Origin of the sequence: Hydrogenophaga intermedia, assembly GCF_023715105.1 — a bacterium.
Taxonomy (GTDB): Bacteria; Pseudomonadota; Gammaproteobacteria; order Burkholderiales; family Burkholderiaceae_C; genus Hydrogenophaga; species Hydrogenophaga intermedia_A.
The window spans coordinates 26,817-51,325 of sequence record NZ_JAMBNO010000016.1; the positions used below are offsets into that span (position 1 = coordinate 26,817).

The 24,509-nt window shown below is 67.7% G+C and carries 22 protein-coding genes; 15 read left to right on the top strand and 7 right to left on the bottom strand.

The features are described 5' to 3' along the window. Positions 1-11 precede the first annotated feature (11 nt). The 6 genes from eda to M3149_RS15675 all read left to right on the top strand — a co-directional run bounded on the left by eda (position 12) and on the right by M3149_RS15675 (position 5,652). The gene (eda, locus tag M3149_RS15650) at positions 12-650 is read left to right on the top strand and encodes a bifunctional 4-hydroxy-2-oxoglutarate aldolase/2-dehydro-3-deoxy-phosphogluconate aldolase (RefSeq protein WP_251710476.1); all 639 of its coding nucleotides are present in this window, start codon (positions 12-14) and stop codon (positions 648-650) included. 4 nt (positions 651-654) lie between these two features. Beyond that, complete coding sequence (gene pgi / locus M3149_RS15655; RefSeq protein ID WP_251710477.1) at positions 655-2,232, top strand: glucose-6-phosphate isomerase; 1,578 nt, start codon at positions 655-657, stop codon at positions 2,230-2,232. Between the two features lie 234 nt (positions 2,233-2,466). Continuing rightward, positions 2,467-3,501, top strand: coding sequence for an ABC transporter substrate-binding protein (locus M3149_RS15660; protein ID WP_251710478.1), 1,035 nt, complete (start codon positions 2,467-2,469; stop codon positions 3,499-3,501). 65 nt (positions 3,502-3,566) lie between these two features. Next, on the top strand, positions 3,567-4,394 hold the full coding sequence (locus tag M3149_RS15665; RefSeq protein ID WP_251710479.1) for an ABC transporter ATP-binding protein: 828 nt from the start codon (positions 3,567-3,569) through the stop codon (positions 4,392-4,394). Positions 4,395-4,405: 11 nt separating this feature from the next. Further along, positions 4,406-5,179, top strand: a complete 774-nt coding sequence (locus M3149_RS15670) for an ABC transporter permease (protein WP_251710480.1) — start codon at positions 4,406-4,408, stop codon at positions 5,177-5,179. Beyond that, on the top strand, positions 5,176-5,652 hold the full coding sequence (locus tag M3149_RS15675) for a nucleoside deaminase (RefSeq protein WP_251710481.1): 477 nt from the start codon (positions 5,176-5,178) through the stop codon (positions 5,650-5,652). Before M3149_RS15670 ends, M3149_RS15675 begins: the two co-directional genes overlap by 4 nt. A gap of 21 nt (positions 5,653-5,673) precedes the next feature. Here M3149_RS15675 and M3149_RS15680 read toward each other — a convergent pair whose 3' ends face one another. Continuing rightward, positions 5,674-6,693: an aromatic ring-hydroxylating dioxygenase subunit alpha gene (locus tag M3149_RS15680; RefSeq protein ID WP_251710482.1), complete on the bottom strand. Its 1,020-nt coding sequence runs from the start codon at positions 6,691-6,693 to the stop codon at positions 5,674-5,676. Between the two features lie 293 nt (positions 6,694-6,986). Between M3149_RS15680 and M3149_RS15685 the strand changes: the two genes are divergently transcribed. The 4 genes from M3149_RS15685 (at position 6,987) to M3149_RS15700 (ending at position 11,211) form a co-directional block, all read left to right on the top strand. After that, positions 6,987-8,012: an ABC transporter substrate-binding protein gene (locus M3149_RS15685; protein WP_251710483.1), complete on the top strand. Its 1,026-nt coding sequence runs from the start codon at positions 6,987-6,989 to the stop codon at positions 8,010-8,012. Further along, positions 8,009-8,515, top strand: a complete 507-nt coding sequence (locus tag M3149_RS15690; RefSeq protein ID WP_251710484.1) for a nucleoside deaminase — start codon at positions 8,009-8,011, stop codon at positions 8,513-8,515. Before M3149_RS15685 ends, M3149_RS15690 begins: the two co-directional genes overlap by 4 nt. Positions 8,516-8,555: 40 nt before the next feature. Next, a complete protein-coding gene (locus M3149_RS15695) occupies positions 8,556-9,386 on the top strand; it encodes an urease accessory protein UreD (RefSeq protein WP_251710485.1) in 831 nt (276 codons plus the stop codon). A gap of 112 nt (positions 9,387-9,498) precedes the next feature. Then, a complete protein-coding gene (locus tag M3149_RS15700) occupies positions 9,499-11,211 on the top strand; it encodes a response regulator (protein WP_251710486.1) in 1,713 nt (570 codons plus the stop codon). On the opposite strand, the gene M3149_RS15705 is transcribed toward M3149_RS15700, so the two are convergent. After that, entirely contained in the window at positions 11,128-12,033 is a 906-nt protein-coding gene (locus M3149_RS15705; RefSeq protein WP_251710487.1) for a LysR family transcriptional regulator, read from the bottom strand. The two genes, M3149_RS15700 and M3149_RS15705, sit on opposite strands and share 84 nt — an antisense overlap. Positions 12,034-12,128: 95 nt before the next feature. Between M3149_RS15705 and M3149_RS15710 the strand changes: the two genes are divergently transcribed. From M3149_RS15710 to M3149_RS15730, 5 genes are all read left to right on the top strand, one after another. Further along, positions 12,129-14,288, top strand: coding sequence for an indolepyruvate ferredoxin oxidoreductase subunit alpha (locus M3149_RS15710; protein ID WP_251710488.1), 2,160 nt, complete (start codon positions 12,129-12,131; stop codon positions 14,286-14,288). 10 nt (positions 14,289-14,298) lie between these two features. Next, positions 14,299-15,879 (top strand): indolepyruvate oxidoreductase subunit beta family protein, encoded by a 1,581-nt coding sequence (locus M3149_RS15715; RefSeq protein ID WP_251710489.1) that lies wholly within the window; start codon positions 14,299-14,301, stop codon positions 15,877-15,879. Between the two features lie 38 nt (positions 15,880-15,917). Next, a complete protein-coding gene (locus tag M3149_RS15720; protein ID WP_251710490.1) occupies positions 15,918-16,898 on the top strand; it encodes a tripartite tricarboxylate transporter substrate binding protein in 981 nt (326 codons plus the stop codon). Positions 16,899-16,901: 3 nt separating this feature from the next. Next, entirely contained in the window at positions 16,902-18,011 is a 1,110-nt protein-coding gene (locus M3149_RS15725; RefSeq protein ID WP_251710491.1) for a DUF2855 family protein, read from the top strand. A gap of 66 nt (positions 18,012-18,077) precedes the next feature. Beyond that, on the top strand, positions 18,078-18,782 hold the full coding sequence (locus M3149_RS15730; RefSeq protein ID WP_251710492.1) for an SDR family oxidoreductase: 705 nt from the start codon (positions 18,078-18,080) through the stop codon (positions 18,780-18,782). A gap of 5 nt (positions 18,783-18,787) precedes the next feature. Here M3149_RS15730 and urtE read toward each other — a convergent pair whose 3' ends face one another. From urtE to urtA, 5 genes are read right to left on the bottom strand one after another with little or no spacing between them, the layout of a single operon-like run. After that, positions 18,788-19,492 carry an urea ABC transporter ATP-binding subunit UrtE gene (gene urtE, locus M3149_RS15735; protein ID WP_251710493.1) on the bottom strand — a complete coding sequence of 235 codons (705 nt, stop codon included), beginning with the start codon at positions 19,490-19,492 and terminating at the stop codon, positions 18,788-18,790. A 1-nt stretch (position 19,493) separates the two neighbouring features. Then, positions 19,494-20,369, bottom strand: coding sequence for an urea ABC transporter ATP-binding protein UrtD (gene urtD / locus M3149_RS15740; RefSeq protein WP_251710494.1), 876 nt, complete (start codon positions 20,367-20,369; stop codon positions 19,494-19,496). After that, entirely contained in the window at positions 20,366-21,490 is a 1,125-nt protein-coding gene (gene urtC, locus M3149_RS15745) for an urea ABC transporter permease subunit UrtC (protein WP_251710495.1), read from the bottom strand. The genes urtD and urtC overlap by 4 nt, the downstream gene beginning before the upstream one ends. After that, on the bottom strand, positions 21,487-23,085 hold the full coding sequence (gene urtB / locus M3149_RS15750; protein ID WP_251710496.1) for an urea ABC transporter permease subunit UrtB: 1,599 nt from the start codon (positions 23,083-23,085) through the stop codon (positions 21,487-21,489). The genes urtC and urtB overlap by 4 nt, the downstream gene beginning before the upstream one ends. Positions 23,086-23,097: 12 nt before the next feature. Further along, positions 23,098-24,402, bottom strand: coding sequence for an urea ABC transporter substrate-binding protein (gene urtA, locus M3149_RS15755; RefSeq protein WP_251710497.1), 1,305 nt, complete (start codon positions 24,400-24,402; stop codon positions 23,098-23,100). Between the last annotated feature and the right edge of the window lie 107 nt (positions 24,403-24,509).

Consider the following 24,509-nt stretch of genomic DNA (forward strand, 5'->3'; position numbering starts at 1 on the left):
CCCAGAAGAACATGCAAGACCAACACCTGCAACGCCCCCGCTTCACCTCGCGCGTGGTCCCCGTGATCGTGCTGACCGACGCGAAGCAGGCCGTGCCGCTGGCGCACGCGCTGCTCGAAGGCGGCATCGACGTCATGGAGATCACGCTGCGCTCGGACGTGGCGCTCGACGCCATCGAGGCCGTGGCGAAAGCCGTGCCGCAGATGCACCTGGGTGCGGGCACCGTCACGCGCGCCAGTGATGTGCCGCGCGTGATCGACGCCGGCGCGCGCTTTGCGCTTTCCCCCGGCTGCACCGACGCGCTGGTGGACGCCATGCGCGCCACCGGCCTGCCCTTCATCCCAGGCGTGATGACCCCCGGCGAGGTGATGCACGCGCGCGACCAGGGCTTCACGCTCATGAAGCTGTTCCCGGCGCAACAGGCGGGCGGTATCGGCATGCTCAAGGCATTGGGCGCGCCGATCCCGGATGTGAGCTTCTGCCCCACCGGTGGTGTGAGCCCCGACAACCTGCGCGACTTCATGGCGCTGCCCAACGTGGCCATGGCCGGCGGCTCCTGGCTCACGCCGGCCGACGCACTGCGCGACGGCGACTGGGCGCGCATCACGAAGCTGGCGCGCGAGGCGACGGCCCTGGCGCAGGGACAATGAACGCATGACGACACAGACGACCTTCCCGCTCCCCGTCACCCTGCCCGCGTGGCAGCACCTGGTCGCGCTGGCGGCCGAGGAACAGGTTTCGCTGCGCGACCGGCTGGCCGAACCCGAGCGCGCGCAGCGCCTCACGTGGTCAAGCTGCGGCATCACACTCGACGCCAGCCGCCAGGGCATCGGTACCGAGATCGAACACGCCCTGCTCGAGCTGGCCGCGCAGAGCGACGTGGCCGGCCAGCGCGAGGCCATGTTCCGCGGCGACCCGATCAACACCACCGAAGGCCGCCCGGTGCTGCACGTGGCCCTGCGCGGGGACGCCGCCGGCGGCCCCTGGGGCAGCGACGTGCAGGCGCTGGTGCACCGCGAGCTCGACCGCGTCTGCCGCTTCGCCGACGAGGTGCGCGGCGGCATCGTGCGCGGCCACAGCGGCGAGGCTTTCACCGACGTGGTCAACATCGGCATCGGTGGCTCCGACCTCGGCCCGCGCATGGCCGCCGATGCGCTGGCCCACCTGGCCAGCCCCACACTGCGCGTGCACTACGTCTCCAACCCCGACGCATGGGCACTGTGGAGCGTGCTGCGAGGACTCGACGCGAAGCGCACGCTGGTGGTCGTCTCGAGCAAAACCTTCACCACCCAGGAAACCCTGACCAACGCAGCAAGCGCGCAACGCTGGCTCACGGACCAGGGCGTGCCGGCCGACGCGATTTCGCAGCACCTGGTCGCCATCACCGCCTCGCCTGCGAAGTCGGCCGGGATGGGCTACGACCCGCAACGCACCTTCCTGTTCTGGGACTGGGTGGGCGGGCGCTACTCGCTGTGGTCTGCGCTGGGGCTGCCGCTGGCGCTGGGCATCGGCTCGGCGGCCTTTCGCGAACTGCTCGCTGGCGGCCGCGCCATGGACGAGCACTTCCGCCACGCCCCGATGGCGGAGAACCTGCCGGTGCGCCTGGCGCTGCACGGCATCTGGAACCGCAGCTTCCTGCAACGGCCCACGCAACTGATGGTGAGCTACGCCTCACGGCTGGTGCGCTTCGTACCGTTCGTGCAGCAGATGGACATGGAATCCAACGGCAAGGGCGTACACATCGACGGCCACGAGGCCACGGTGGAAACCGGCCCCATCGTCTGGGGTGGCCTGGGCATCGACGGCCAGCACGCCTACTTCCAACTGGTGCACCAGGGCCGCCACGCCATCCCGGTCGATTTCATCGGCCTGCAGACCGAAGACACCCCGCTGCCCCTGGCGGCCACGCACCACGCGGTGGTGAACCTGAACCTGCGTGCACAGGCACAGGCCATGGCGCTCGGCCGTACCCCCGCCGAGACCGAAGCGCTGCTGCTCGCCGAAGGCGCCGACGCCGCCACCGCGCGTGCCATGGCACCGCACCGCAGCTTCCCCGGCAACATCCCGAGCCACATCCTCTGGCTCGACCGGCTCGATCCCGAGCGCCTGGGCGCATTGATCGCGCTGCACGAGCACAAGGTGTTCACCCAGGCGGCCATCTGGCGCATCAACGCTTTCGACCAATGGGGTGTCGAACTGGGGAAGACGATGGCCAAAGCCATGGAGCGTTAGCGCACCAACACAGGGACAATCGCGCCCACAGTCGGTGCATCATTGCCCCTTTTCAGGGTATGTCAGGATGACCGCCGCGACCCGCGAATCGACAATGTGTATACAGATTTCGTGTGCAACTGTCGGCCCACGGGCACACCGCGTCGCGCCTCTGGCACCGATGTTGCTATCCATGTGCATGCCGCGCAGACGGCACGTTCCGCCGACGACCCCTTGCCCAGCCTTGGAGAAACCATGAACAAACGCCGATTCCTGCAGACCACCGCCGCCCTGGCCGCAGCCACCGCCTTCATGGGCACCGCGCACGCCCAGACCGCCATCAAGTTCCAGCTCGACTGGCGCTTCGAGGGCCCCGCCGCCCTGTTCCTGCAGTCCGCCGCCAAGGGCTACTACAAGCAGGCCGGGCTCGACGTGACCATCGACGCCGGCAACGGCTCGGGTGGCACCGTCACGCGCGTGGCATCGGGTACCTACGACATGGGCTTTGCCGATCTGGCCGCGCTGATGGAGTTCCATGCCAACAACCCCGACGCGCCGAACAAGCCGGTGGCGGTGATGATGGGCTACAACAACACGCCGGCCGCGGTGCTCGCGCTCAAGAAGAGCGGCATCACCAAGCCCGCCGACCTGGAAGGCAAGAAACTCGGCGCGCCCGTGTTCGACGCCGGTCGCAAGGGCTTCCCGATCTTCCAGAAGGCCAACGGCATCAACAACGTGAGCTGGACCTCGATGGACCCGCCGCTGCGCGAGACCATGCTGGTGCGCGGCGACATCGACGCCATCACCGGCTTCTCGTTCACCTCGCTGCTCAACCTCGAGGCGCGCGGCGTCAAGCCCGAGGACGTGGTCATCCTCCCCTACGCCGACCACGGCGTGAAGCTCTACGGCAACGTCATCATCGCCTCGCCCAAGCTGATCGCCGAGAACCCGGCCGCGGTGAAAGCCTTCCTGAGCGCCTTCGCCAAGGGCGCCAAGGAAGTGATGGCCAACCCGGCCGCCGCCATCGAGACGGTGAAAGCACGCGACGGCATCATCAACGTGCCGCTGGAAACCCGCCGCCTCCAACTCGCCATTGACGCCGTGGTGGCCAGCCCCGACGCGCGCAAGGAAGGTTTCGGTCAGATCGTGCCGGGCCGCCTGGCGCTGATGGCCTCGCAGGTGTCGGACGCCTACGGCACCAAGACGCGTGTCGATCCGGCCAAGATCTGGAACGGCTCCATGCTGCCCAGCAAGGCCGAGCTCGACATCCTGCCGCCGGCCAAGAAGTAATCGCCGCGGCATCGACCGAGGTCAGCCCCCACCGGGTGGCTGGCCTTTTTTTCGGGAGCAGCTCCATGAACGACACAACCCAGGCGCCCTTCGTCGACTTCGACCAGGTCTGGCTGGCCTACAACGACGACCTGCTCGCCAAGAACATCTTCGCGGTGGAAGACATCAACCTGCAGGTGCAGCGTGGCGAGTTCATCGCCATCGTCGGCCCCTCGGGTTGCGGCAAGTCCACCTTCATGAAGCTCACCACGGGCCTGAAGATGCCCAGCATGGGCAGCATCCGCATCGACGGCCAGCCCGTGACCGGCCCGCTCAAGATCTCGGGCATGGCCTTTCAGGCGCCCTCGTTGCTGCCCTGGCGCACCACGCTCGACAACGTGCTGCTGCCGCTGGAGATCGTGGAGCCCTACCGTCACCAGTTCAAGGACCGCCGCAAGGAGTTCGAGGAACGCGCGCTCAAGCTGCTCGAGAGCGTGGGCCTGGGCGGCATGGGCAAGAAGTTTCCGTGGGAGCTCTCGGGCGGCATGCAGCAGCGGGCCAGCATCTGCCGCGCACTCATTCACGAGCCCAAGATGCTGTTGCTCGACGAGCCCTTCGGCGCGCTCGACGCGTTCACGCGCGAGGAGTTGTGGTGCACGCTGCGCGACCTGTGGGAGGCGCAGCGCTTCAACGTCATCCTCGTCACGCACGACCTGCGCGAATCGGTGTTCCTGGCCGACACCGTGTACTGCATGAGCAAAAGCCCGGGCCGCTTCGTCGTCAAGCGCGAGATTCCGATCCCGCGCACGCGCGAACTCGACGTGACCTACACCAAGGAATTCACCGACGTCGTGCACGAATTGCGCGGCCACATCGGAGCGCTGCGCAAACCCGGCGCAACCATCAACCAGTGAGCGAGCCCGTCATGAACGCCAAACGACGCAAGAACATCGAGCGCTTCTCGCCCCTGCTGCTGTTGATCGCCATCGTCGTGATCTGGGAAGTCATCACCAGCGGGTTCGGTGTGTCCGAGTTCATCTTCCCCAGCCCCTCGCGGATCTGGGAGCAGACGCTGGAGCACAAGGTCACCATCCTCGGCCACGCCTGGCGCACCTACTGGGTCACCATGGCCGGCTTCGGCATTGCCATCGTGGTGGGTGTGCTGCTGGGTTTTCTCATCGGCAGCTCGCGTCTGGCCTATGCCGCGGTCTACCCGCTCATGACGGCCTTCAACGCGTTGCCCAAGGCGGCCTTCGTGCCCATCCTGGTGGTGTGGTTCGGCATCGGCGCCGGCCCGGCCATCCTCACGGCCTTCCTGATCAGCTTCTTCCCGATCATGGTGAACATCGCCACCGGGCTTGCCACGCTCGAACCCGAGCTGGAGGACGTGCTGCGCGTGCTCGGCGCCCGGCGCTGGGACGTGCTCACCAAGGTCGGCCTGCCGCGCTCCATGCCCTACTTCTTCGGCTCGCTCAAGGTCGCCATCACGCTGGCCTTCGTGGGCACCACGGTGTCCGAGATGACCGCGGCCAACGAGGGCATCGGCTACCTGCTGATCTCCGCCGGTTCGTCGATGCAGATGGGTCTGGCCTTCAGCGGCCTGCTGGTGGTGGGCGTGATGGCCATGGCGATGTACGAGCTGTTCAGCTTCGTGGAGAAGCACACCACCGCCTGGGCTCATCGCGGGACGCAGAGTTGACCCTGGAGCAGATCGCACGGCACCTGCGCCACGCCAATGCCGTGGCGCGCCGTGCCGCCGGCATGGGACGTCATCCCTTCGGCGCGCTGCTGGTGGCGCCCGATGGCGAGACGGTGCTGGCCGAGCAGGGCAACATCGACACGGTGAACCACGCCGAGTCCACGCTGGCCCGCCACGCAGCCGGTACCTACCCCGGCGCCTACCTGCGCGAGTGCACGCTGGTGACCACCTTCGAGCCCTGTGCGATGTGCGCCGGCACCATCTACTGGGCCGGCATCGGGCGGGTGGTGTACGGCGCGAGCGAAGAAGCGCTGCTCGCGCTCACCGGCTCACACGAAGAAAACCCCACGCTGTCGCTGCCCTGCCGCGAGGTGTTTGCGCGCGGGCAGAGAAGTGTCGAGGTGATCGGCCCCGTGCCGCCACTGGAAGGCGAGATGGTGGAAACCCACAAGGGCTTCTGGGCCACCCGCTGACGCCACCGCAGGCAAGCGATCTCAGCGATGCACCTCGACCTCACCTGAAGAAGCCAACATCGCCATTAACCGGCGCCGGATCAGGATGCCCGGCCGGTCCGAGTCCATCGAGTACTCCACGCCGCGGCGCCGCAGGTCCACCACCGCGTCCGGGTCGGTCGACTCGAGAATCTCCTTGTCCTCGCGCGTGATCTCGGCATCGAAGTCGATCAGCAACTGCGCCGGGCAATCTTCCTCCGTGTCGTTGCGGAACAGCCATTGGCACAGCTGGATGCGACCGTCGTCAATCGGCGTGAAGCAGTTGATGATCACGTGCCGCACGCCGCTCGGGTACTCGATATCGAGCCGGCGCGAGAACGGCTGCATGTAGGCGTTGCGCATGTGGCGCTGGGTGATCGCGTCCTTCACACCGCTGATGCGCTGAAAGCGTTCCGGGTTGGCGGCGGCGATCACCGTCTCGGCGTAAAAACCCTGTTCGTTCTCGATCAGTTCGTACTTGCTCGGCTTTGGCTGCGCCGCCACGCCGAAGGTGGCCCGGTGCACGAAGCTGAAGTGCGAGTTGTCGAACGAGTTCTCCAGCGCACGCACCGGGCTGGTGTGCCAGACCTCGTGAAACTGGAAGATGGTGCGCCAGCCCGGTGCACCGAACTCCGGCATCGCCGGGATGTCGGCCTCGGGCTCCTCCAACGCCACCCAGGCGTAGCCGTAACGCGCCTCACATCGGTAGACCGGCGTGCCGTAATCCTTGGGAATCTCGCGATCGGCGTCGTACTGGGGAATCTCGATCACGCGGCCGTGCCGGTTGTAGACCCAGCCGTGGTAGCCGCACTGCAGGTTGCCGTTCTTGCACCAGCCCTTGCTGAGCCTGGCGGTGCGGTGGCAGCACCGGTCCTTCAAGGCGGCGGGTTCGCCGTGCTCGTCGAGAAAGAGCACGATGTTTTCGCCCAGCAGCGTGAACGGCCTGGGGCCATCGTGCAGGTCCGTCAGCGGCATGACGGCGTGCCAGTGGCGGCGGAAGACGGCTTGTTGGGTGACGAGCATGGAAGCACTCCAGGGGAAATGGCTTGAACGGTTGGGCTCAAGAGCAATTTCCTGCTCGCCGCGCGAGGGGCCTCGGGGCGCGCTGAACGCTTCTACTCTCTGCTTGAACTTTAGCAAAACACGGACCATCTGCATCGCACCGCAGCGGTGCAAGCAGGCTGGCACGCCTCATGCATGAAACCGCCCAGGAGTAGAAGCGTTCAGCGGTGCCACCCTCGCACCGCCCGGAAATTGCTCTGTAGCCCCGGTTGCGCCCGCAACCGGGATGCCCACAGCCTTGCCGGAGATCTGCCATGCAGCGCCGCCGCTTCCTCGTCCAGTCGCTCGCCGCCACCGCCGCCCTTGCCGCCCCCACCGTGCGGGCCCAGAGCCGGACCGTTCCCATCAAGTTCACACTCGACTTCCGCATCACCGGCCAGACCGCACCATTCTTCCTCGCGCAGCAACGCGGGTACTACGCGGCCGAGGGCCTGGATGTGTCGATCGACGTCGGTGCGGGCTCGGTCGCCTCGATCACGCGCATCGTCAGCGGTGCCTACCAGATGGGCCTGGGCGACATCAGTTCGTTGATCGAATTCCAGGCCGCCAACGGTGGGACGCCTGCGGTGCAGGCCGTGTACCAGTACTACAACCGCGCACCGTTCGCCATCATCGGCCGCAAGGACCGCGGCGTCACCGGCGACTTCAAGAGCCTGCAGGGCAAGAAGGTGGCAGCCGCTGCGGTGGAGTCAACCCGCCGCGCCTGGCCCATGGTGGCGCGCAAGCTGCGCGTGGGCGACGACCTCTTCCAGTGGACGACCACCGACTTCTCGCAGCGCGACAACGTGATGGTGCGCGGTGACGTGGACGCCGCCACCTACTTCCACGATTCGGCCGTCTCGCTGTTCGCGCGCATGAAGCTCGACGAGCTGTCCGTGCTCAAGTACACCGACGCCGGCGTGAACCTCTACGGCAACGCGATCCTCGCGGGCAACGCGCTCATCACGCAGAACCCCGGGGCTGTGGCTGGCTTCCTGCGCGCCACCAACCGCGCGATCCAGGAATCCTTTGCCGACCCGGCCGCTGCCGTGGCCGCCGCCAAGGCGCGCGAGCCCATCCTCAACGAAGCGATGGAACTGGAGCGCTGGCGCATCACACGCGAATACGTGGCCGCGCCCGACACGCGCAGCCACGGCCTGGGCGACGTGCTCAAGCGCACGCTGGAGCAGCAGGTCGACGAGGTCAGCGAGGTCTTCAAGCTCAAGACGCGCCCAAGCGTGGAAGGCATCTTCCACCGGGGTTTCCTGCCTTCGCTGAACGAAAGAAGCCTGCGGGCATGAGCACGCTGCTGCTCGATGAAGTCGTCATTGACGAGCGCGACGGCCGCTACCTGCGTCAGGCAATCGCCTGGTCGCGGGTGGCGCGCGACCGCGGCAACCGCCCCTTTGGGGCGGTGGTGATCGCCGAAGACGGCGCCGTGCTTGCCGAGGCCTGGTGCAACACCACCGAAAGCGGCGACTGCACGGGACATGCCGAGACCAACGCGGTGCGCCAGCTCGGCAACCGCTTCGCACGCGATGTGCTCGCGCGCGCCACGCTGTATTCGTCGGCCGAGCCTTGCGTGATGTGCGCGGGTGCCATCTTCTGGAGCGCGATCGGCCGCGTGGTCTACGGCATCGACGCGGTGCGCCTTCGCGAGTTCCGCGGCGAACGCGCCGAGCAGCGCGACGCCGAACTCTCGTGCCGCGATGTGTTCGCCGCCTCACCACACGACATCGAATGTGTCGGCCCCGCGCTGATCGACGAATCCAGCGAAGCCCACCGGGGCTTCTGGAAGACCTGAGCGCGCCGGGGCATGCCCGGCGCCCCTCTACACTCGCCGCATGCCCTGGCACGCCTCCCTCGACCTGACCTACCAACGCGCCGACGGGCGTACCACGCTGCAGCATCGCCACAGCGGGCCACTTCGCATTCTCAAGAGTCTGTACCCCGAGGGCGATGCGGTCTGCCACAACGTGATCGTGCATCCACCGGGCGGCCTGGTGGGGGGCGATGCGCTGGACATTTCGGTGCGCGTGGATGGTGGCGCGCACGGGCTGCTTTCCACACCCGGTGCCACGCGCTTCTACCGCAGCGACGGCGCCGACGCCGCGCAGCGCGTGCAGCTGGAACTGGCGGCGGAGGCACGCCTGGAATGGCTGCCGCTGGAAACCATTGCCTACCCCGACTGCGTGGCGCGCAACGAGCTGACCATGGAGATCGAACCCGGTGCCGAATGCCTGGGCTGGGACGTGTGCGCGCTCGGCCTGCCCGCCGCGGGGGAGCCCTTCACTCGCGGCGTGCTGCATCAGCAGGTGCAATGGCCCGGCGTGTGGCTCGAGCGCGCGCGCATCGACGCCAACGACGCCCGATTGCTCGACGGCCCGGTGGGCCTGGCAGGCCAGCGCGCGCTGGGTACGCTGTGGCTGGCCAGCGGAACGGCGCGCGAACTCGCCGCGCGCGAGGCCTTGCTCGACGCCGCGCGCGAGGTGCTGGCCGACGCCGACCCCACGGTGTGGGCGGGCGCCACCAGCCCCGATGCCCGGCTGATCGTGCTGCGCGCGCTGGCGCCACAGGTGGAGCCGTTGATGGCCGTGTTCCAGCGCGCCTGGGCCCGGTTGCGTGCCCTGGCCTGGGGCCTGAACACCCCTGCGCCGCGCATCTGGCGCGTCTGAACGAACACCCCGCGCGGCGGAACTGACCTGTCAACACCCGCCTTTTCCCGGCACCGCCCCACAACGTCCCGCCCAGAATCGGTGCGCGGCCCATCCGGGTCCAGGTTTCCCCATGCTGGTGATCGAAAACCCCCTGCACGAATCGCAGGCCCTCGTGATCGAGGGCAACGCACAGTCGCGCGCCATCATCGTGGCGCAGCTGCGCGAGCTCGGTGTGGGCGCGGTGGCCCAGTGCGCGCGCGTGCATGACGCGCGGCGCAAGCTCGAATCCCAGCGCTTTGACGTGGTGATCTGCGAGCAGCGGTTCGACAAGGAAAGCTATTCGGGACAGGAGTTGCTCAACGATCTGCGGCGCCACCAGATCCTGCCGTTCTACACGGTGTTCGTGATGCTGACGGCCGAGGCCAGCTACAGCAGGGTCGCTGAAGCGGCCGAGTCCGCGCTGGATGCCTACCTGCTCAAGCCCCACACCGCGGCGCGGTTGTCCGAGCGGATCCTGCTCGCGCGCGCCCGCAAGCGCGCGCTGCACGAGATCTTCGCTGCCATCGACGCGCAGGAATTCGACCGCGCCACAGCACTGTGCCTGGCACGTTTCGAGTCGCGTCAGGACTACTGGCTGTATGCCGCGCGCATCGGCGCCGAGCTGCTGCTGCGCAGTGCGCGCATTGACGAGGCGCGCGAGGTCTATGAAGCCGTGATCGAGGCCAAGACACTTCCCTGGGCCCGCCTGGGTGTGGCTCGGGCACAGCTCGAAGGTGGCCAGCCCACCAAAGCCGTTACCACGCTGGAAGCCTTGCTGGCCGACGATGACGGCTATGCCGATGCTTACGACGTGATGGGCCGCGCCCACTTCGAACTCGGACAGTTCGATCAGGCGCTGTCCACCTATGCCATGGCAACAAAGCTCACCCCGTCAGCGGTGAGCCGACTACTCAAGCACGGCATGCTTGCCTTCTATGGCGGCGACCGCGCCCAGGGCGTCGAACTGCTCGATCGCGCCGCACGCCTGGGCGTGGACTCCAAGCTGTTCGACCCGCAGGCGCTGGTGCTGCTGGCACTGGCCCGGCTGGACAACAAGGACTCGCGCGGGTTGCAACGCTGCGTGGACCAGCTCGCGCGCATCGCCGAGCGCAGCTTCGAGCCCGAGCGGCCACGCCGCCTGCATCAGATCGCCAGCGCACTCAACGCACTGTACAACCGCGCGAACGCCGAAGCGCATGCGACCGCGGGTCAGTTCATCGCACAGGTTCGCGAGCCCGGCTTCGACGTCGAGACCGCCTGCAACCTGATCACGCTCATGACACGCATGGTCGCGCACGGGCAGACTCCACCGGACGCCGAGGCCGCCATGCAGTCCATTGCCTTGCGCTTCGGCACAAGCCGCGCCATGAGTGAACTGCTGGGCTGTGCAGCGCGCGAACAGGAGGCCTGGTCGCAGACCTTGCGCAGCGGCCATGCACAGGTGCTGCGCGTATCCGAAGAGGCCATGCGCCTGAGCCTCAAGGGTGACCCCGCTGGCACCGTGAAGCAGTTGCTGGCCGACGCCGAGCGCCTGTGCAACGCCAAGTTGGCGGAATCGGCCCATCAGGTGCTGCAGCGCCACGGCGAACGCATCGCCGAGCGCGAGGCACTGCAGCAGCGCGTAGACCTGCTGCGCAACACCTGGCGCCTGCAACCTTTGCGCCTGGGTGATCAGACCGGCCTGGGCGCGGGTGCCGTGCCGTTACCGGGCCACCGCGGCTCACTCACGGAACAACCGGACAACCTCTTCGCGGAACCAGCGGTGAGCGGGGTTGGCCTCGAATCGGTGGCTCCAGTGCAATGACACGGTGAAGTCGGCCCCTTCAAAGGGCGGCTCCACCACCGCACAGCCACCGGCCTGCACGAAGCCCTGCGCAATGTTGCGCGGCATCACGCCGCACAGGTCGGTGGCCTGCACGATCGATGGCAGCACCATGAAGTGCTCGGTGGTCAGCCGCAGCCGCTCCTGCAGGCCCGTGCGCTGCAGGATGCGCAGCGTGTCCACGTGCGTGCGCACGGCCACGAAGTCGAGTTGCTGCAACGCGCGCAACTGCGCCGCACCGCGCAACTTCTGGAGCCGCTGTCGCATCGGGTGGCCGCTGCGCAGCAACACCACGTAGCGGTCGCGCAGCAGCTCGGCACGGCGGGTATCTCTTACCTGCGGCAGGAAGCCGAAGGCGAAATCGATCGCGCCAGCATCCAGCGATTCGGCCAGCACCGCATGGGGAATCGGCTGCGTGGCTACCCGCACACCCGGCGCCTGCGCGTGCAGCCAGGCCATCAGTTCGGGCAGAAAGCGCCCCTCGCCGATATCGCTCATGTGGATGCGGAACAGGTGGCGAGAGGTGGCCGGATCGAAAACGCTGGTGCGTCCGAGCGCACCCTCCAGCGTATCGAGCGCATCCTGCACCGCGTCGGCAAGCGCCACAGCCCGCGGCGTGGGACGCACGCCGCCGCTGGCGCGCATGAACAGCGGGTCCTTCACCAACAGGCGCAGGCGCGTGAGGCCGTGGCTCACCGCGGGCTGCGTCAGACCCAGGCGTTCCGCCGCCCGGCTCACGCTGCCTGCGCGGTACACCTCGGCAAACAGCCGCAACAGGTTCAGGTCGATGTCTCTGACATGCATGGCACTAATGTCACTTAGTGGTCTCATTGTATGGATCGATCAAGGTCGAACACCCATACTCCCGCCGTTCGCCCTTTCCCCACGGAGACAGTCGCTTGGAAGTTTCATTCAGCGAGGAGATCAAGTCCCTGCAGCTCGGTGCCGGCCAGACCTTCCACGGCGAGGGCATCCTGGCCATCACCAAGGGACTGCTGCAGTCTGGCGTGTCCTACGTGGGCGGCTACCAGGGCGCGCCGGTGTCGCACCTGCTCGACGTGATGGTGCAGGCCAGGCCCTACCTCGACACCCTGGGCGTGCATGTGGAGGCCTGCTCCAACGAGGCATCGGCAGCCGCCATGCTGGGTGCGTCCATCCACTACCCGGTGCGCGGCGCCGTCACCTGGAAATCCATCGTCGGCACCAACGTCGCGGCCGATGCGCTGTCCAACCTGGCCTCGCCGGGCGTGACCGGCGGCGTGCTGATCGTGGTGGGCGAGGACTACGGCGAAGGCGCGAGCGTCATCCAGGAGCGCACCCATGCCTATGCGCTCAAGAGCGGCATGCTGCTGCTCGACCCGCGCCCCGATCTGGCGCAGATGGTGCACATGGTCGAGCACGGATTCCGCTTGTCCGAAGCGTCGAACATGCCGGCCCTCATGGAACTTCGTATCCGCGCGTGCCATGTTCGTGGCAGCTTCGAGGCCAAGGACAACATCGCGCCTGCCATCTCCACGCACCAGTTGATCCAGGAGCCCGCGGGTTTCGATTACATGCGCCTGGCACACCCGCCCGTGACGTTCCGCCACGAGAAGCTCAAGGGCGAGCAGCGCGTTCCCGCGGCCCGGCGCTACATCGTCGAGCACGGCCTCAACGAGCTGTTCACCGGTGACCACAAGGACCTCGGCCTTATCGTGCAGGGCGGGCTCTACAACACGCTGATCCGCGCGCTGCAGCAGTTCGGCCTGGCCGATGCCTTCGGCGAAACGAAGATCCCGATGCTGGTGCTCAACGTGACCAGCCCGCTGGTGCCCGAGCAGCTCGAACGCTTCTGCGACGACAAGCGCGCTGTGTTGCTGCTGGAGGAGGGCCAGCCCGAGTACATCGAGCAGGAACTCGCCACGCTGCTGCGACGCGCCGGTATCAGCACGCCGCTGCATGGCAAGGACTTGCTGCCCAGCGCCGGCGAGTACACCGCCGAGGTGATGTCGCAGGGCCTGGCATCCTTCGTCGAGCGCTACCTGGGCAGTGATGACGCCGCGCTCGCCTCCGCCCGCACCTGGCTGCAAGGCAATGCGCAGCGTCGCGCCGACGTGGCCAAGGCGGTCGGCGGTGCCCTGCCCGCGCGCCCACCGGGCATGTGCATCGGCTGCCCCGAGCGGCCTGTGTTCTCGGCCCTCAAACTCGCGCAGCAGGACGTGGGTCCGGTGCACATCGCCGGCGACATCGGCTGCCACGCACTGGCCACCTTCGAGCCCTTCTCTTTCGGCCATTCCATCCTGGGCTACGGCATGAGCCTGGCCAGCCGCGCGGGCGTGTCGCCGCTGATGCGCCGGCGCGTGCTGTCGGTGATGGGCGATGGCGGCTTCTGGCACAACGGCCTGCTCACCGGCGTGCAGAGCGCGCTCTTCAACGGCGACGACGCGGTGCTGCTGATCTTCAAGAACGGCTACACCTCGGCCACCGGCACGCAGGACATCATTTCCACCCCCGGCGAAGAGGCCAAGGAGGTGGCGGCCGACAAGGCGCAGAGCCTGGCGCACACCAACCAGACCATCGAGAGCACCCTCAAGGGCCTGGGCGTGCAATGGCTGCGCACGGTGCACACCTATGAAGTGGACACGGTGCGCGCCACGCTCACCGAGGCCTTCACCACCGACTTCCAGGGATTGAAGGTCATCGTGGCCGAGGGCGAGTGCCAGCTCGAACGCCAGCGCCGCATCAAGCCCTGGATCGCCAGCCTGCTGCAGCGCGGTGAGCGCGTGGTGCGGGTGAAGTACGGTGTGGACGAAGACGTGTGCAACGGCGACCACGCCTGCATCCGTCTCTCGGGCTGCCCCACGCTCACGCTGAAGGACAACCCCGACCCGCTCAAGGTCGACCCGGTGGCCACCGTGATCGACGGCTGCGTCGGTTGCGGTCTGTGCGGTGCCAACGCGCACGCGGCCACGCTGTGCCCCTCCTTCTACCGCGCCGAGGTGGTGCAGAACCCGCGCTGGCACGAGCGGCTGCTCGAAGCCGTCCGCGCGCCCTTCGTGCGCCTGCTGCAATTTGCATAAGTCACTGAAGATGTCTCACCAACCCATTTCCCTCCTGCTCTGCGCCCTTGGAGGCGAAGGCGGCGGCACGCTGACCGACTGGCTCGTGGACACCGCACGCCACGCCGGTTACGCGGCCCAGGCCACCAGCATTCCGGGTGTGGCGCAGCGCACCGGCGCCACCACCTACTACCTCGAGGTCTTTCCCGTGCCGCTGGCCGAGCTGGGCGCCCGCCGCCCGGTGTTCGGCCTGAACCCGCTGCCGGGCCGGCTCGACGCGCTGGTGTCGTCCGAGCTGTTGGAGACCGGCCGCCAGATCGGCAACGGCGTGGCCTCGGCCGACCATACGCTGGTGATCACCTCCTCCTCACGCGCCCTCACCACCGCCGAGAAGATGGCGCTGGGTGACGGCCGCCGCGACGACGCGCAGCTGCTGCAGCTGGTGCGCGAACACAGCCGCGCGCACCACGTGCTCGACATGGCCAAGCTCACGCGCGAGGCCGGCACCGTGGTGAGCGCGGTGATGCTGGGCGCCATCGCGGCCAGCGGCTTGCTGCCGTTCGCACGCGCTGACTACGAGGCCGTGGTGGGTGCCGGTGGCCACGCCAAGGCCAGCCTGCGCGGCTTCGGCCTGGCCTATGACGCCGTGAGCAACCAGCGCCAGCAGGCCCGCTGGGTGGAACAGGTGCTGCACGGCGATGACGAGCCGGCCGCCGCCCCCGTGGCCACTCCCGCCGCGCTGCTGACACCCTTCCCGACAGCACTGCACGACATCGTGGCCCTGGGCCATGCGCGCGTGGCCGAGTACCAGGACGCTGCCTACGGCCAGCGCTATCTCGATCGCCTGCAGCGCGTGCTGGCGGCCGAGCGCGCTGGCGACCCGGCCGCCAGCCAGGCCCACGCCACCACCCGCGAAACTGCGCGCTGGCTTGCGCTGTGGATGGCTTTCGATGACATCGTGCGCGTCGCCGAGCTCAAGGCGCGCGCCAGCCGCGCCGAGCGCGTGCGCCGCGAGGTGAAGGCAAAGGACGGCGAGCTGTTGCGCACCTTCGACCACTTCAAGCCCGGTGCACCCGAGTTCGCGGCCATGCTGCCGCTGGCGCTTGCGCAACGCGTGCTGGCCTGGGACCGGCGCCGCACGCAAAAAGGCCAGGCCCCGTGGGCGCTGCCGCTCAAGGTGGCCAGCCACGGCGTACTGGGCTTGCTGGCGCTGCGCGCGCTGGCCGCCACCAAACGGTGGCGCCCCATGGGCAGCCGCTTCGCCACGGAACAGGCGCTGATCGAGCGCTGGCTCGCCGCGGTGGAGCGCGGGGCGCGCGCCGATGCGCGCCTGGGCCACGAGATTGCACAGTGCGGCCGCCTGATCAAGGGTTACGGCAGCACCAACGAGCGCGGCAAGGACAACCTGCTGCACATCGTGGACCACCTGGCCGACCCCGCGCGCGCCGATGCCGCCACCGCCGTGGCGCAGGCCCGCCAGGCCGCCCTGGCCGACGAAGCCGGCACCGCGCTGGACCGTACGCTGCAGCAGCACGGCGCTGCGGCACGCCCGCTCAAGCCGCAGCCAATCCGCTGGCATCACAATCCGCGACTGAAGAAGGCGCGGACCTGATTTCCCTCGCGCACAACACAACGACCTGGAGACAAGCCATGAGATTCACCCTGACCCGTTCTGTTCTTGCCGCCGCCGTCACGGTGGCCACACTGGCGGCAGCGCCCGCTGCCCTGGCGCAGGCCTGGCCCGACAAGCCGGTCAAGGTGGTGGTGGGTTTCCCGCCCGGCGGCGCGGCCGACCAGATCGCGCGGCTGATCGCCACCCCGCTGGGCGAGGCGCTGGGCCAGAGCGTGGTGGTGGAGAACCGCGCCGGTGCCAACGGCAACGTGGCCGGGGATGCGGTGGCCAAGTCGCCGGCCGATGGCTACACGCTGCTGCTGTCCTCGGGCGGCATGGTGTCGGTGAACCCGCACATCTATGCGCGCATGGCCTTCGATCCGGTGAAGGACCTCACGCCCGTGGCCTCGGCCGCGCGGGTTGCGGTGTACCTGATGGCGCGTGGCACCCTCGAGGTGAACAACGTGAACGACTTCATCGCCTACGTGAAGGCGCGCCCGGGCCGCCTGAGCTATGGCTCGGCGGGCAACGGCAGCTCGCCGCACCTGGCCGGCGAAATGTTCAAGAGCCAGGCCGGCCTGTTCGCGGTGCACGTGCCCTACCGTGGCGCCGCGCCCGCACTCAACGACCTGCTGGGCAACCAGATCGATTTCTACTTCGACCCCGGCATCGGCCTGCAGCATGCCCGGGCCGGGCGTCTGAAGCTGCTCGCGGTGGGCAGCAGCAAGCGATCGCCGCTGTTCCCCGATGTGCCCACGCTGGATGAAGCCGGCCTCAAGGGCTTTGACGCCGACACCGTGTTCGGCTTCTACGCGCCAGCGGCCACACCACCCGCGGTGATCACGCGTCTGAACAGCGAGATCAACAAGATCCTGGCCACGCCGGCCGTGCGCGAGCGCATGATCGCTCTTGGCGGAGAGGCATTGCCGCTGACCCCGGCCGAATTCGGCAAGCGCGGCATGGACGACTCCAGGCGCTTCGGCGCGATCATCAAGGAACGCAAGATCACGGCCGACTGAGCCATGCTGCAGTTCCAGGTCCGTAAGGACGCACTCGCCACCACCCGCTTGATCACCCTGACCGACGCGCCGCTCGCCCCCGGCGAGGTGCGCGTGCGCGTGGATCACTTTGCCTACACCGCCAACAACATCACCTACGCGGCCTTCGGCGAGGCCATGAACTACTGGCAGTTCTTCCCGGTATCCGATGACGCCGTGACCTGGGGCGTGGTACCGGTGTGGGGCTTCGGGGTGGTGGTGCAGTCGCTGCATCCGGGCGTGGCGGTGGGCGAACGGCTCTATGGCTACTGGCCCATGGCCACGCACGCGGTGCTGCAGCCCGCGCGCGTGGCACCTGAACATTTCTTCGATGGGGCGCCGCACCGATCTGCGCTGCATGCGGTCTACAACCAGTACCTGCGCTGCAATGCCGATCCGTTGTACCGCGGCGACCGCGAGGGCCTGCAGGCGCTGCTGCGTCCGCTGTTCCTCACCGCCTGGCTGATCGACGATTTCCTGGCCGACAACGCCTTCTTCGGCATCAACGCCGAAGGCCGGCGCGGCGCGCTGCTGCTCTCCTCGGCCAGCAGCAAGACGGCCTACGCCACCGCTGCGCAACTGGCGCAGCGAACCGGGGTCGAGGTGATCGGCCTCACCTCGGCCGCCAACGTGGCCTTCTGCGAAAGCCTGGGCGTGTACCACCGCGTGCTGCGCTACGACCAGCTCGATCTACTGCCGGCCGACACGCCCTGCATCTACGTCGATTTTGCAGGCAGCGCCAGCCTGCGCCGCGCCATCCACGAGCGCTTCACCGCGCTCGCGCACAGCAGCGCCATCGGCGGCACGCACGTCACCGATCTGGGCGGTGGCCAGGGCCTGCCCGGGCCGCGCCCGGTGTTGTTCTTTGCGCCGGCACAAGCGAAGAAGCGCCACGGCGACTGGGGCGCTGCCGAATTCAACGCGCGCCTCGCACGCGCCTGGCACGTATTCATCGAACGGGTAAATCAGCCAGCAGCGCCCTGGCTGGTGGTGCGGGAACACCGGGGTGGTGATGCCGTGCAGGCCGCGCATGCGCTCGTGCTGGGCGGTCAGGGCGACCCGCGGCTGGGGCACATGCTCTCGCTGCACGGTTGAGGCCACCGCGCGGGCCCGACCCCTGGCCGGCGACGCAAAATGACCGGCTTTCACAAGGAGCATGGGATGTCAGCAGAAAAGGTCGCCATCGTCACCGCCGGTGGCAGCGGCATGGGCGCCGCGGTGGCACACCGCCTCGCGGCGGACGGGTTCCGGGTGGCGATCCTGTCGTCCTCCGGCAAGGGCGAGGCGCTTGCGAAGGACCTCGGTGGCCTCGGTGTCACCGGCTCCAACCAGTCGAGCCACGACCTGCAGCGTCTGGTGGACGAGACCCTGCAACGCTGGGGCCGCATCGACGCGCTGGTGAACAGCGCCGGCCACGGGCCCAAGGGCCCGCTGCTGGAGATCACCGACGAGCAGTGGCACCAGGGGCTGGACGTCTACTTCCTCAACGCGGTCCGGCCCACGCGGCTGGTCACGCCGCACATGGTCAAGCAGGGCGGCGGGGCCATCGTCAACATCTCCACCGCCTGGGCCTTCGAGCCTAGCCCGATGTTCCCCACCTCGGCCGTGGCACGCACGGGCCTGGCGGCCTTCACCAAGCTCTTCGCCGACCAGTACGCGCCGCACAACGTGCGCATGAACAACGTGCTGCCAGGCTGGATCGACAGCTTGCCCCAGACCGACGCACGCCGCGACAGCGTGCCCATGCAGCGCTACGGCACCGCGGAGGAAATTGCCGCCACGGTGGCTTTCCTGGTCTCGGAAGGCGCGGGCTACATCACGGGGCAGAACCTTCGGGTGGACGGCGGGCTGATGCGCTCGATCTGAACCGGTCAGATCGCCACCAGTTGGCGGACGCCCTTCTCCGCCATCTCGCTGCCCGGCCCGCTGGCGATCACCTCGCCACGCTCCATCACCAGATACCGGTCGGCCAAGGCCTCGGCAAAGTCGTAGTACTGCTCCACCAGCAGGATGGCCATGGGCTCACCGTCCAGACCGCGGTCAGCCAGTTGGCGCAGCACGCGGCCGATGTCCTTGATGATGTTGGGCTGGATGCCCTCCGTGGGCTCATCAAGGATCAGCAGACGAGGCTTGCTGGCCAGTGCGCGCGCGATCGCCAGCTGTTGCTGCTGCCCGCCCGACAGGTCGCCGCCGCGGCGGCCCAGCATCTGCTGCAGCACCGGGAACAGCTCGAACAATTGCGGTGGCACCGGTGTACCGGCGGGCCGCGTCGCCAGGCCCATCTGCAGGTTCTCCTGCACCGTGAGGCGCGCAAAGATCTCGCGCCCCTGCGGCACATAGCCCATGCCCAGATGCGCACGCACGTAAGGCGCCGCACCCTGCACCGCCTGGCCGTTGAAGACGATATCGCCACTCTTGATGGGCACCATGCCCATGAGCGACTTCAGCAGCGTGGTTTTGCCCACGCCGTTGCGGCCCAGCACCACCGTGATCTGGCCCACCTGCGCCTGCAGGCTGACCCCGCGCAGGATGTGGCTGCCGCCGTAGTACTGGTGAACGTCTTTCACTTCGAGCATGTCAGCGTCCCAGGTAAACCTCGATGACACGCTCGTCGGCCTGCACTTCGTCGAGCGTTCCTTCGGCCAGCACCGATCCATCGCACAGCACCGTCACCTTCTCGGCGATGGTGCGGATGAAGGCCATGTCGTGCTCGACCACCATGAGCGAATGCCGGCCCTTGAGCGAGAGGAACAGTTGCGCGGTGCGCTCGGTCTCCTCATCCGTCATGCCGGCCACCGGTTCGTCGAGCAGCAGCAGCTTCGGGTCCTGCATGAGCAGCATGCCGATCTCCAGCCACTGCTTCTGCCCGTGACTCAACTCACCGGCGAGGCGCGTGACCTGCTCGGCCAGGTGGATGGTGAGCAGCACTTCGGCCAGGCGGTCGCGCTGCTCGCCCGTCGGCGCGAAGTGCATCGACGGCCATACCCGCTTGTTGGTGGCCAGCGCGAGCTCCAGGTTCTCAAAGACCGTGAGCTGCTCGAACACCGTGGGCTTCTGGAACTTGCGGCCGATGCCCAGGCTGGCGATCTCTGCCTCGCGGTGGCGCAGCAGGTCGATGGTGGAACCGAAGAACACCGTGCCTTGGTCGGGCCGCGTCTTGCCGGTGATGATGTCCATCATCGTGGTCTTGCCCGCGCCGTTGGGGCCGATGATGCAGCGCAACTCGCCTGGAGCGATGTCCAGCGACAGTCCGTTGATGGCCTTGAAACCGTCGAAGGCGACGTGCACGTCTTCCAGGTAGAGGATGCGCCCGTGCGCGACGTCGACCTCGCCCGGCACCACCGGGCGCGAGAAGCCCGCGCGCCGGCCACCGGATTCCGTGTTGCCCGATGGCAGCACACCCGCAAAGCGCTGCATGCGCTCGGCACCAGCCTGCATGAGGTCCGGCGTCATCGTGCTTGGCCTCCCCGCAGCTTCTTCAACAACCCCACCACCCCCTGCGGCATGAAGAGCGTGACGGCGATGAACAGGCCACCCAGCACGTAGAGCCAGAACTCGGGGAAGGTCACGGTGAGCCAGCTCTTGGCGCCGTTGACGAGAAAGGCGCCCACGATCGGGCCGACGAGCGTGCCGCGCCCCCCCACCGCGGCCCAGATCGCGATCTCGATGCTGTTGGCCGGACTCATCTCGCTCGGGTTGATGATGCCCACCTGCGGCACGTAGAGCGCGCCGGCCACGCCGCACATCACGGCCGAGATGGTCCAGATGGCGAGCTTGTAGGGCAGCGGGTCGTAGCCGCAAAACATGGTGCGGTTCTCGGCGTCGCGGATGGCCTGCAGCACGCGGCCGAACTTGCTGCGCACCAGCCAGCGGGCGAGCAGGAAGAAGCCCAGCAGCGTGAGGCCGGTCAGCACGAACAACGTCATGCGCATCTGCGGCGTGGCAATGGCGATGCCCAGGATGCGCTTGAAATCGGTGAAACCGTTGTTGCCGCCGAAGCCGGTCTCGTTGCGAAAGAACAGCAGCAGCGCCGCGTAGGTGAGCGCCTGCGTGATGATGGAGAAGTACACGCCCTTGATGCGCGAGCGAAAGGCAAAGTAGCCGAACACGAAGGCCACGCCGCCCGGGACGAGCACGACGAGCGCGAGCGTGGCGATGAAGCTGTCGGACAAGGCCCAGTGCCAGGGCAGTTCCTTCCAGTCGAGGAACACCATGAAGTCCGGCAGGTCGCTCTGGTACTGGCCGTCACGGCCGATCTGGCGCATGAGGTACATGCCCATCATGTAGCCGCCGAGCGCAAAGAACAGACCATGGCCGAGCGAGAGGATGCCGCTGTAGCCCCAGATCAGATCCATGGCCAGCGCACAGATCGCGTAGCACATGATCTTGCCGATCAGGCCCACGGCGTAGTCGCTCAGATGCAGCGGGCTCGATTCGGGCAGCATCAGGTTGAGCACCGGCGCCAGCGCACACACCGCGAGCAGCGCGATCAGGAAGGCGCTCCAGCCGGCGCGCGTGAGCAGGGGTGCGCGCGCGGGCAGCACCACGGCTTGGACGTTCGGCATACCACTCATGCTTCCACGCTCCGGCCCTTGAGGGCGAAGATGCCTTGCGGGCGCTTCTGGATGAACACGATGATGAAGACCAGCACCGCGATCTTGGCCAGCACCGCACCGGCCCAGCCTTCGATGAACTTGTTGAGCAGGCCCAGGCCGAGCGCGGCGTACACCGTGCCCGCGAGTTGGCCCACACCGCCCAGCACCACCACCATGAACGAATCCACGATGTAGGCTTGGCCGAGGTCGGGGCCGACGTTGCCGATCTGCGAAAGCGCGCAGCCCGCCAGGCCCGCGATGCCCGAGCCCAGTGCGAAGGCCCAGGTGTCGATGCGCGCGGTGTTCACGCCCATGCAGGCAGCGATCGGCCGGTTCTGGGTGACGCCGCGCACGAACAGGCCGAGCCGGGTGCGCGCGATCAGCAGCGCCACGCCGATGAGCACCGCCGCGGCAAAGGCCAGGATGACCAGGCGGTTGAAGGGCAGGTTCAGGCTGCCAAGCAAGGTGATGTTGCCGCTCATCCAGCTCGGGTTTTCCACCGCCACGTTCTGCGCGCCGAACAGGCTGCGCACCGCCTGCATGAGCACGAGCGAGATGCCCCAGGTGGCCAGCAGCGTCTCCAGCGGGCGACCATAGAGGAAGCGGATCACCGTGCGCTCCATCACCGCGCCCACCAAAGCCGAGGCAGCGAACGCCACGGGCAGTGCGAGCAGCAGGTAGGCGTCGAACCAGCCAGGCAAGTGGGTTCGGAACAGCCCCTGCACCAGCCACGTGGCATAAGCGCCGATCATGATGAGCTCACCATGGGCCATGTTGATGACGCCCATGAGCCCGTACGTGATGGCCAGCCCGAGTGCGGCCAGCAACAGGATGCTGCCCAGGCTGATGCCCGTGAACGCCTGGCCCAGACCGCTGGCCAAGGCCACGCGGCGGTCGATGGCGGCGAGCGATTTCGCCAGCGCGGCCTTGACCGCGGGGCTCGATTCCTGCTGCTGACGCTCCTCGATCAGCGGGCGCACGATGGGCTGGCGCGCCTCGCCCAGCTTCACCGCCGCGGCCAGGCGCTGGGCCTCGTCGTCGCTGGCCAATTGCATGGCCGCCTGCGCGAGCTCGAGCGATTGGCGCGCCTGCGCATCGAGCTCACCTGCGAGCGCCTTCTCGATCAAGGGCAGGCCGGCCGGGTCGGGATCGTTGAACGCGTTGCGCTGCAGGCTGCGCGCGGCCTCGCGCTGGCGCTCGGGGCCAGCGGTGAAGAGTTCGATGCCGGCCAGCGCCGTGTCGAGGACGCCGCGCAGGCGGTTGTTGACCATGGCGTCCTCGGCCAGCTCGGGCAGGGTCGCCGCCTGCCCGCTCACCGCATCGCGCGCGGTGTCACCGTCGACGATGAAGACCTGCGTTTCGCTGAACCTGAGCGACTCGGCAGCGAGCGCGCGCAGCACGTCGGCGGCGCGCGCATCGCCCGAAGCGGCCAGGCGGTTGATGGCGGCGATGCGTTCGTCCGTGTCACCGCGCGCCACCGCCAGCGCGTCGGCGGCGCTCAGCGCATGCGCGGGGCCTGCAAGCGCAAGACAGGCTGCCAGCAGCACACAACATCGAACGAACACACCCCGCATCACACCCCCGCCTTACTTGGACGCGACCTTGGCGGCCTTGGTGGGCACGTTCTTCTTGCCCGCGTTCTCGGTGATGTAGTCGCTCCACGGATCGGCCACGACCGGGCCCGGGGTCTTCCACACCACGTTGAACTGGCCGTCGGCGCGCACTTCGCCGATGAACACCGGCTTGTGCAGGTGGTGGTTCTCCTTGTCCATGGTGGAGATGAAGCCACCCGGGGCCTGGAAGGTCTGGCCGTACATGGCCTGGCGCACCTTGTCGACATCGGTGCTCTTGGCCTTGGTGACCGCCTGTGCCCACATGTTGAAGCCGATGTAGGTGGCCTCCATCGGATCGTTGGTGATAGGCTTGTCCTTGTGGCCGGCGATGTTCTTGGCCTTGGCGTAGTCACTCCACTTCTTCACGAACGCGGTGTTGGCCGGGTTCTTGATGCTCATGAAGTAGTTCCAGGCGGCCAGGTGACCCACCAGCGGCTTGGTGTCCACGCCACGCAGCTCTTCCTCACCCACCGAGAAGGCCACCACCGGCACGTCCTTGGCCGACAGGCCGGCGTTGCCGAGTTCCTTGTAGAACGGCACGTTGGAGTCGCCGTTGATGGTGGAGACCACCGCCGTCTTCTTGCCTTCGGCCGAGAACTTCTTGATCTTCGCGATGATGGTCTGGTAGTCGCTGTGACCGAAGGGCGTGTACTCCTCCATGATGTCGGCGTCGGCCACGCCCTTGCTCTTCAAGAAGGCGCGCAGGATCTTGTTGGTGGTGCGCGGGTACACGTAGTCGGTGCCCAGCAGCACGAAGCGCTTGGCCGAGCCGCCGTCCTTGCTCATGAGGTACTCCACCGCGGGAATGGCCTGCTGGTTGGGCGCGGCGCCGGTGTAGAACACGTTGGGGCTGAGCTCTTCGCCTTCGTACTGCACGGGGTAGAACAGCAGACCGTTGTTCTCTTCCACCACCGGCAGCACCGACTTGCGGCTCACCGAGGTCCAGCAACCGAAGATCACGGCCACCTTGTCCTGCGTCAGCAACTGCTTGGTCTTCTCGGCAAACAGCGGCCAGTTGGAGGCCGGATCCACCACCACCGCCTCGAGCTTCTTGCCCAGCAGACCGCCCTTGGCGTTGATCTCGTCGATCGCCATCAGCACCGTGTCCTTGAGCACGGTCTCCGAGATGGCCATGGTGCCCGAGAGGCTGTGCAGCACGCCGACCTTGATGGTCTCCTGCGCGTGGGCACTCAGGCCGGTGAAGCCGAGCGAGGCCACCGTGGCCGCAGCGGCCAGGGTCTTGAGCGTCAGACGACGCGGTTGGGAAATGTTCGACATGGCGCTTCTCCTGTGATCCGTTGATGAAATGACGCGGTCTCTGTCCACCGGCTTCGTGGCCGCGAGGGCAGGCGTGACGGATGCTAGGGAGAAGGTTCGGTGACGTA

Bases quoted from the DNA above. Each gene is read 5' to 3' on its own strand.
- urtA (WP_251710497.1), bottom strand. From the start codon at position 24,402: ATGTCGAACATTTCCCAACCGCGTCGTCTGACGCTCAAGACCCTGGCC.
- urtD (WP_251710494.1), bottom strand. From the start codon at position 20,369: ATGACGCCGGACCTCATGCAGGCTGGTGCCGAGCGCATGCAGCGCTTT.
- M3149_RS15705 (WP_251710487.1), bottom strand. From the start codon at position 12,033: ATGCATGTCAGAGACATCGACCTGAACCTGTTGCGGCTGTTTGCCGAG.
- M3149_RS15670 (WP_251710480.1), top strand. From the start codon at position 4,406: ATGAACGCCAAACGACGCAAGAACATCGAGCGCTTCTCGCCCCTGCTG.
- M3149_RS15725 (WP_251710491.1), top strand. From the start codon at position 16,902: ATGCTGCAGTTCCAGGTCCGTAAGGACGCACTCGCCACCACCCGCTTG.
- M3149_RS15720 (WP_251710490.1), top strand. From the start codon at position 15,918: ATGAGATTCACCCTGACCCGTTCTGTTCTTGCCGCCGCCGTCACGGTG.
- urtE (WP_251710493.1), bottom strand. From the start codon at position 19,492: ATGCTCGAAGTGAAAGACGTTCACCAGTACTACGGCGGCAGCCACATC.
- M3149_RS15665 (WP_251710479.1), top strand. From the start codon at position 3,567: ATGAACGACACAACCCAGGCGCCCTTCGTCGACTTCGACCAGGTCTGG.
- eda (WP_251710476.1), top strand. From the start codon at position 12: ATGCAAGACCAACACCTGCAACGCCCCCGCTTCACCTCGCGCGTGGTC.
- M3149_RS15695 (WP_251710485.1), top strand. From the start codon at position 8,556: ATGCCCTGGCACGCCTCCCTCGACCTGACCTACCAACGCGCCGACGGG.
- M3149_RS15690 (WP_251710484.1), top strand. From the start codon at position 8,009: ATGAGCACGCTGCTGCTCGATGAAGTCGTCATTGACGAGCGCGACGGC.
- pgi (WP_251710477.1), top strand. From the start codon at position 655: ATGACGACACAGACGACCTTCCCGCTCCCCGTCACCCTGCCCGCGTGG.
- M3149_RS15715 (WP_251710489.1), top strand. From the start codon at position 14,299: ATGTCTCACCAACCCATTTCCCTCCTGCTCTGCGCCCTTGGAGGCGAA.
- M3149_RS15660 (WP_251710478.1), top strand. From the start codon at position 2,467: ATGAACAAACGCCGATTCCTGCAGACCACCGCCGCCCTGGCCGCAGCC.
- urtC (WP_251710495.1), bottom strand. From the start codon at position 21,490: ATGAGTGGTATGCCGAACGTCCAAGCCGTGGTGCTGCCCGCGCGCGCA.
- M3149_RS15685 (WP_251710483.1), top strand. From the start codon at position 6,987: ATGCAGCGCCGCCGCTTCCTCGTCCAGTCGCTCGCCGCCACCGCCGCC.
- M3149_RS15680 (WP_251710482.1), bottom strand. From the start codon at position 6,693: ATGCTCGTCACCCAACAAGCCGTCTTCCGCCGCCACTGGCACGCCGTC.
- urtB (WP_251710496.1), bottom strand. From the start codon at position 23,085: ATGCGGGGTGTGTTCGTTCGATGTTGTGTGCTGCTGGCAGCCTGTCTT.
- M3149_RS15700 (WP_251710486.1), top strand. From the start codon at position 9,499: ATGCTGGTGATCGAAAACCCCCTGCACGAATCGCAGGCCCTCGTGATC.
- M3149_RS15730 (WP_251710492.1), top strand. From the start codon at position 18,078: ATGTCAGCAGAAAAGGTCGCCATCGTCACCGCCGGTGGCAGCGGCATG.